This window comes from Edaphosphingomonas laterariae (assembly GCF_900188165.1).
GTDB lineage: Bacteria > Pseudomonadota > Alphaproteobacteria > Sphingomonadales > Sphingomonadaceae > Sphingomonas_E > Sphingomonas_E laterariae.
The window spans coordinates 47,650-54,710 of sequence record NZ_FZOS01000025.1; the positions used below are offsets into that span (position 1 = coordinate 47,650).

The window sequence follows — 7,061 nt, forward strand, 5'->3', positions numbered from 1 at the left end:
GTTGCCGCCATCAGAATACGCTCCCCAGCTTCACGCGGGCGCCGGCGTAGAAATAGCGGCCGACGGCCGACACCGGGTAGAAGGTGCTCGCGAAATCCGGTTTCTCGTCGAACAGATTGTTGACGCCCGCGTAAATGTTGAACTCTTCGGTCACGTCGTATCCGAGCTGGATTTCATGTTCCTGCTTGGATTTGATCTTGAAATATTTCCCTTCGACATAATCGTCGTCGCCGGCGGTCGTGCTGCGCAGGAAGCGCAGCGTCTTGCCGAAATAGTTGAAGCCGTAATTGATTGTCAGCGGGCCTTCCTTCCACGTCGCGTCGAAGTTGAACAGCCACTTCGGCGCCGGGCCGCCATTCACGCTGTCGGAAACATTGCGATCGTCGGACGGGTCGGCGCCGGGCGATCCGATGAAGGTCAGCTTGTCGAGATAGCCGCCGACGAGGTTGAGGCTCATCCGCCCGGTGTCGCTGGTGTCGAACTGATAATTGACCATGAAATCGACGCCACGGGTGTGGAAGTTCGCGACATTCTGGGGGAACAGCGCGAAGGAATCGATCGCGCCGGCATTGGCGCCGCCAACCTGCCGGGTGATCGCCGCGCAGAACTGGTTGTCGATCGTCGCCTGATCGACGCACAGATCGGCCAGTCGCTGCGCCGTCACGGTGGTGATCGCGCTCTTGATCTTGATATTGTACCAGTCGACCGACGCGGTGAACCCCGGCAGGAAAGTCGGCTGGAGCACGACGCCCGCCGTGGTGGTCTTCGCGGTTTCCTCGGTCAGGTTGCTATTGCCCGCCACGGTGCCCGGGATCGACGCGGAATTGGGATCCTGGAAATCCGCGGGATCGGCCCCGGCCGCCGTCAACAAGGCCGCGCAATTCGCCGCGCGGGAACTTGAGCCGTTGTTGACATTGGCGATGTCGCAAGGGTCGTCGATGAACTCGAACGTCTGGTTCGACGGGTCGAACAGTTCCGAGATATTGGGCGCCCGCACCGCTTCCGCATATGTCGCGCGGAAGGTGATGTCGCGGATGGGGGCGTAGACGCCGTCCACCTTCCACGTCGTCGTCTTGCCGATCGTGCTGTAATCCGAAAAGCGGATGGCCGCGCCAAAGCTGAGTTCCTCGGCAAAAGGCACGTTCTTCAGCACGGGCACGTTGAGCTCGCCGAAGACCTCGGTCACGTCATAATGGCCCTTGGACGGCAGCAGCACATTGTTGAACGTGAAGCCGGCGGTGTCCGCCGGGTCGGGGGTCGATTTGCTGCTTTCGCGACGATATTCGGCGCCCAGGGCAAAGGCCACGTCGCCGCCGGGAAGCGAGAACAGGTCGCCAAAATCGCCGCTGATCGAACCCGACACGACATGCTGGGTCAATTTGTCGTGCGATACGCTGGTCAGCGTCACCCAATCGATCGCCTGCTGGCTGGGCGATCCTTCGCCGAACGGGTTCAGCGGCACGCAGCCGCTGGCCGCGCCGGGCGTGAACGATCCGAAATTCGTGATGCCGGGGCTGGCGATCGGCTGGAACGGCAGCGCCGTGGGATCGAGGTTCGATCGGCAGACGATATTGCCATTGGGCGTGCCGGTCAGGAACTGGCCTTCGTCCACCGCATCCATGGCCGCGTAGAAGCGGTCATTATAGCGATTGCCGATCTGCCGGTTCTTCACCTTCGTCTGGCCATAGACATAGCTGAATTCGAACTTGGCGTGTTCGTTGATGTCGCCATTGAAGCCCGCGACGGTGCGGATCGTCTCGCGATCGACATCTTCGCCCCGCGTGCCCAGGTCGAAATTGTCGCGATTGAGCAGCACCCCTGCCTGACCGGGCACGGGATTGTCCGGGTTGCTCGCATTGTCGAGCGCCAGCTGGCGCAGACTGGCCGGAAGATAGGGGTTGTCCGGCTGGATCCAGGAATAGAAATCGAATGTCGGCTGGCTGATCGTGAAGGTCTTGGTCTTCACATATTTGCCCTGCGCGAAGAAATCGATCCCGTCGAAAATCTCGTAGCGGAACAGCGCATTCACATTATGCCGTTCGATATCGGGCAAAAGATCGCCGATATAATCCGATCGCGGCGTGCCATCGCCGCCCTGCTGGTAGAAGGGCGGCACGAAGCTGCCCGGATCCCAGGGTGATCCGTCTGCCCGGAAGTCCGGCACCCCATCGAAATCCACGTCGATGCCACCACCGCGTGCGCTGTCGAAGAAACGGATGTCCTTCAGCGGGATGTTGTCGGGGATATTGGGATCGTCATCGGGGTCATCCGGGTTGTTCTGGAAGGTCGTGCGATTGCGCGAGAAGTTCCGCGATCGATCATAGGCTTCCAGCCGATCCTCGCTGTCATATTCATAGTTGAGCGTGATGTTGCCACGGCCATCGCCGAAGTTCTTGCCGCCGGTTACCGAAAAGAAGCGGTTGCCGGCGTCGCCATGCCCGGAAATGCCAACCTGGCCGCGCGCCAGCAGGCCTTCGAAATCCTTCTTGGTGATGAAGTTGACCACGCCGGTCACGCCGTCCGCGCCGTAAACGGCGGATGCGCCGCCCGTCACCACATCGACCCGTTCGACAAGATCGAGCGGGATGGTGTTGATATCGACCGCAGCCGTGCCCGGCAGCGATGAAACATGGCGCCGGCCATCGACCAGCACCAATGTCCGGGCCTCGCCCAGATTGCGAAGATTGAGCAGGTTAAGGCCGCTGGTGCCGATCGCCGCATTGGAGCCGGCATTCGCATTGCTGGTTTGCGATCCGACCAGCGCCGGGGTCTGGATCAGGAAATCCGTGAGGTTGGTTCGGCCGGATTCCTGGATATTGGCGGCCGTCACCGATGTGATCGGGTTGGGGAAATCCGTTTGTGGCCGCGCGATGCGCGATCCCGTGACGATGATGTCCTCTGCCGGTGCATTGTCGCTATCGGCGGTCTGTTCCTGTGCGAAGGCCGGCAAGGCCAGCATCATCAGGGCCATTTGCGAAAGGCCGCGCAGCAGACGCGGCTTCATGGTCGAACAGGTCATGTCGGTCGCTCCCTTCGGCGTCCGTGTCCGCAATGACGCCGGAGCGGTCGTTTCGATCCGTTCTGTCCGGCCCAAGCGGCGCTGGCGGTGATTTGTCCCTGCGCCCGATGTTTTCGTGCAACAGGTTGCGCCGATCGTTGCGGTTGGGAATCATGTGGACGACGAACGGCCGAAATATTTCGGCAAACGACATGGCGGGCCATATCTGGGGCGATACCGGAGGGCTATTTGCCCGGTCTGGTTCGTTATTGCAGAGGGTCTTGGGAGATATTCTTCACATGTCGCGTGGCGGCCCATTCGACTGCCGATGTAAGTGGTCATTTGCTCGATCTTGCCGGCGATGGCCGGGGCCAGGGCGCGCTCGCCCGAGCCCGTCTGCGGCCACGCCGCTCGCTCACCATGCTGACGGACGATATGGCCGACCGCATGGCGAACGCCGCGATGCGCTCAGTAGCGCCGGATGAGCCCCGCGAGGCGGCCCTGAACGCGGACCTGGTTGGGGCGGTAGCGCATCGGATCATAAGCGCGGTTGGCTGGATCGAGGCGGACCATGGCGCCTTCGCGCCGGAAATATTTGAGCGTCGCTTCCGCGTCGTCGATCAGCGCCACCACGATTTCGCCATCGCGGGCGGTGTCGGTGCGGCGGATCAGCGCGAAATCGCCGTCGAGAATGCCGGCTTCGACCATCGAATCCCCGGACACTTCCAGCGCATAATGATCGCCCGGGCCGAGCAGCGCGGCAGGCACGGACAGCGAACTTTGCCCTTCCAGCGCCTCGATCGGCAGGCCGGCGGCGATGCGGCCGTGAAGCGGGATTTCGAGCACGTCATTGGCTGCGGTCGGCAGGCTGCGTGCAGGTGTCTTGAGGATGGCCGGTGTGGCCGGCGCGGGCGCGGGTTTCGCTGCGGTCGTCCGCTCGGGAACCTTCAGCACTTCGAGCGCGCGGGCGCGATTGGGCAGGCGGCGGATGAAGCCGCGTTCCTCGAGCGCGCTGATCAGCCGGTGGACGCCGGACTTCGATTTCAGATCGAGCGCATCCTTCATCTCCTCGAACGACGGCGAAACCCCGGTTTCGGCCAGCCGATCATGGATGAAGGAGAGCAGTTCATGTTGCTTGCGCGTCAGCATCGCGAACCCCGGGTCAAGGAACGAACGGGGAACGTGTAGGAAACGGAACGCTTCTTGTCAAGCGATGGGCAGTATCATGACGACGTCGCCCGGCTGGGCTGGCGGCGCATGCGGCGGGCGGACGATCAGCGCTTCTGACGTCGCCAGCGCGGCGAGCGCCGCGCTGTCTTGCGAACCTACCGGGCGGATGCGTGCGCCAACGCGCTGGCCGCGCAGATATTCGGCGCGCTTGCCGGTGGCGGGCAGGGGGGCCGCCAGTCGCATCGGCCGGGCGCGATCGAAGGGGGTGCCCGCGCCGCCGAGGTGGCGGATCAGCGGCAGCAGGAACAGCCGGGCAGTCACGAAGGCGGACACGGGGTTGCCGGGCAGGCCGAGCACGATGGTGTCGCCGATCCGCCCGGCCATGATCGGCTTGCCGGGCTTGAGCGCGACCCGCCAGAAATCGATCGCCGCGCCGGCGGCTTCCAGCGCAGGCCGCACGAAATCGCGATCGCCGACCGAAGCGCCGCCGGTGGTGACGAGGATGTCGACGCCCGCCGTTGCAGCGATGGCGGCGGTGGTGGCGGCAAGGTCGTCGGGCACGATGCCACGATCCTCGACGATGGCGGGGGTTTCGCCTGCGATCATCGCGGCCAGCATCGGCGCGTTGGAGGATGGCAGGCACACACCGGGCGTGGCCGCGCCGGCGGGCACCAGTTCGTCGCCGGTGGATAGCAATGCGATCCGGGGGCGACGCCGGACCGGCAGGGCGCCATGGCCGCCGGTGGCGGCAAGCGCGATCCGTGCGGGCGTGATCCGCGCCGCCGCCGGGATCAGCGTGTCGCCGGTCGTGAAATCTCCGCCGGCGCGGCGGATATGCGCGCCCACGCGCGGCGGGCCCCCGCCGGCAAGCACCAGCCGATCGCCTTCGCGGGCGGCCTCTTCCTGCACAAGGATCGCGTCGGCGCCGGCGGGCACGGGCGCGCCGGTGAAGATGCGGACGGCCTCATGCGGCGCCAGTGCCGGCGCGCTGCCCGATCCTGCGGCGCTTTCGCCGACCACGCGCCACGGCCCCGGCATTTCGGCGAAACGGATCGCATAGCCGTCCATCGCCGAAAGATCGGCGGCGGGCTGGGTGCGGATCGCCTTGATGTCACGCGCGGCCCAGCGGCCCAGCGCGTCGGCCAGCGCCGCATTTTCCTCGGGCAGCGGCACGCCCAGTGCGAGCAGGCGGGCCTGCGCTTCCGAGAGTGGGATGAGATCGGCCATCAGGGGCGATGTTCGGCGATCGATGGGGTCTGGTTCACGGCGACCAGCATGGCAGCGCCGCCGCTCCATTTGAAGCCCCGCAATCATGCGGCGGCGGGATTACCGCTTCAGCCGGGCCAGTTCCCGCTCGACCCCATCAACCAGAGCCTCAAAGCCGAGATTGAGGATGCGGTTGGCGTCGCCCTGCGCGATCCACTGGCGGGTTTCCTCGGTCAGCGCGCGCTGTTCCGGGGTCAGATGGTCCAGCCCGTCGCCGAATTCGATCATGTCCGATCGGCTGAGCCCTTCGGAATCGGTGGCCAGATAGGTGCGGATCAGGCCGACCGTGGCAGCGAGGAACCAACTGGTCGTTTCCACCAGCGCCAGTTTGGTGAAGCCAAGGCTGTGGAACAGCGAGAGCACCGGCATCTGCACGCGCAGCCATGGCCCGGCCAGCTGATCGTCCCAGCCCATCAGCATCATCACGCCATGGTGGCGTTCATAAAGATGGGCGACATCATTCTGCCAGCGGATCAGCTGATCGCGCCAGGGCAGGTCGGCGGGCAGGGCCGGGAAATCGGCGAACATCTCGGCCGACATGGCGTTGAGCAGCGCCGTGCGTGTCGGGAAATAGCGGTAGAGCGCGGGCGGCGAGACCGAAAGTTCGCGCGCGATCTTCGCCATCGAAAGCTCCGCGGTCGGATGCGCGTCGAGCAGCCGCAGCGCGACTTCGACGATCGCTTCGGCCGAAAGCACCGCCGGGCGGCCACGGACCGGGATAACGGCCGCCTCATTCGCCATGGCCACCATCCCCTTGCGCCCCTTGCTGCTTGTCATGAGTTAGTTTACGCCAATTACTAAATAACAGAAACTAAGATTCGGCCCCGCGATAAGCGACAACGAGCGGGATGACAATCGAGGAGAGGACCATGGCGAATTTTCTGATCAAGGGCGGCACCGTCGTCGATGGCAAGCTGACGCCGGCCTATAAGGCGGACGTGCGCGTGACCGGCGACACGATCGCCGAAATCGGCGCCGATCTTGCCGCGCGCGGCGCTGACGAGCGGGTGGTCGATGCATCGGGCTGCTATGTCACGCCCGGCTTCATCGAGGCGCACACCCATTTCGATGCGGCGATGTGGTGGGACGACGGCCTCAACCCGCTGCCCGGCTATGGCGCGACCACGCTGATCATGGGCAATTGCGGTTTTTCGACCGCGCCGATCACCGACAACAAGGCCGCCAACCACGAGGTCGTGAAGATCTTCTCCTTCTTCGAGGACATCGCCGAGGAACCCTTCGTCAACCAGCTTCCCTGGGATTGGCGCAAGTGGAGCGAATATAAGGCGTCGATGACGTCCAAGGTGAAGATTCCGCTCAATTATGCCGCTTATGTCGGCCACATCGCGATCCGCCTGGCCGCCATGGGCCTCGACGCGTGGGAACGCACCGCGACCCCGCTCGAAGTCGAACGGATGTGCGAACTGCTTGAGGATGCGCTCCAGGCCGGCGCACTGGGCCTTTCGACCAACCTGCTCGACCATGACGGCGACGATCGCCCCGTGCCGACGCAGCTTGCCGACGATGCCGAATGTCAACGGCGGAGCAAAAGTCGGCCATTCGGCGGCGTAAAACCAGGCCACGGTGTTACATGCCGGGGGGAGTGGCGTGAGGGCGTAGCCCGAAG

Annotated in this window: 5 protein-coding genes; 1 reads left to right on the top strand and 4 read right to left on the bottom strand. The window is 64.4% G+C overall.

Features of this window, described 5'->3' with window-relative positions:
- Positions 1-10: 10 nt before the first annotated feature.
- From CHB74_RS16845 to CHB74_RS16860, 4 genes are all read right to left on the bottom strand, one after another.
- Positions 11-3,019, bottom strand: a complete 3,009-nt coding sequence (locus CHB74_RS16845) for a TonB-dependent receptor plug domain-containing protein (RefSeq protein WP_089220766.1) — start codon at positions 3,017-3,019, stop codon at positions 11-13.
- 447 nt (positions 3,020-3,466) lie between these two features.
- Complete coding sequence (gene lexA / locus CHB74_RS16850) at positions 3,467-4,147, bottom strand: transcriptional repressor LexA (RefSeq protein WP_089220767.1); 681 nt, start codon at positions 4,145-4,147, stop codon at positions 3,467-3,469.
- Positions 4,148-4,204: 57 nt separating this feature from the next.
- Positions 4,205-5,395, bottom strand: a complete 1,191-nt coding sequence (locus tag CHB74_RS16855; protein ID WP_089220768.1) for a molybdopterin molybdotransferase MoeA — start codon at positions 5,393-5,395, stop codon at positions 4,205-4,207.
- Positions 5,396-5,494: 99 nt separating this feature from the next.
- On the bottom strand, positions 5,495-6,175 hold the full coding sequence (locus CHB74_RS16860) for a TetR/AcrR family transcriptional regulator (RefSeq protein WP_245842990.1): 681 nt from the start codon (positions 6,173-6,175) through the stop codon (positions 5,495-5,497).
- A gap of 128 nt (positions 6,176-6,303) precedes the next feature.
- Between CHB74_RS16860 and CHB74_RS16865 the strand changes: the two genes are divergently transcribed.
- Positions 6,304-7,061 (top strand): amidohydrolase family protein (locus CHB74_RS16865; RefSeq protein WP_144033834.1); only part of this gene is annotated, 758 nt, incomplete at its 3' end.

What these genes read in the sequence shown, in the direction of transcription:
- CHB74_RS16860 (WP_245842990.1), bottom strand. Translation starts at nt 6,175, where the DNA reads ATGGCGAATGAGGCGGCCGTTATCCCGGTCCGTGGCCGCCCGGCGGTG.
- lexA (WP_089220767.1), bottom strand. Translation starts at nt 4,147, where the DNA reads ATGCTGACGCGCAAGCAACATGAACTGCTCTCCTTCATCCATGATCGG.
- CHB74_RS16845 (WP_089220766.1), bottom strand. Translation starts at nt 3,019, where the DNA reads ATGACCTGTTCGACCATGAAGCCGCGTCTGCTGCGCGGCCTTTCGCAA.
- CHB74_RS16855 (WP_089220768.1), bottom strand. Translation starts at nt 5,395, where the DNA reads ATGGCCGATCTCATCCCACTCTCGGAAGCGCAGGCCCGCCTGCTCGCA.